We start from the raw sequence: 297 nt of genomic DNA, 5'->3' as shown, positions 1-297 counted from the left end.
ATGTTCAGCCGCGCGTGACGCCATAACGCGGGATGAGCCGTCGCGGGCGCGCGTTCTTCTTCGAGAAAGCGGTAGTCTGCGAGGCTCCAGACCAGTTGATCGTACGCGCCGCGAATCTCCGCATCGGGAATCGTGCCGATGAAACCACGTCGCGCGTCGGCTTCTTCAAGGGGATCGTCCGGTGGCAGTTCGCGCAGCGCACGCGCTTGCGCGGACACAGTGACAGCGGACGCAGGCAACGATTGATAAGGCGTCTGGTGTGGCATCAAATGCTCCTGTTAGACAGGTGGCGCCCGC

The 297-nt window shown here is 63.0% G+C and carries 1 pseudogene; it reads right to left on the bottom strand.

From position 1 onward, the window contains the following. A pseudogene (locus SB753_RS36245) lies at positions 1 to 266 on the bottom strand (MBL fold metallo-hydrolase); the annotation flags it as partial. Positions 267 to 297 lie beyond the last annotated feature (31 nt).

This window comes from Paraburkholderia sp. SIMBA_053 (assembly GCF_046534895.1).
GTDB classification, from domain to species: Bacteria; Pseudomonadota; Gammaproteobacteria; order Burkholderiales; family Burkholderiaceae; genus Paraburkholderia; species Paraburkholderia caledonica.
This window is presented reverse-complemented; position numbering and strand designations above follow the sequence as displayed.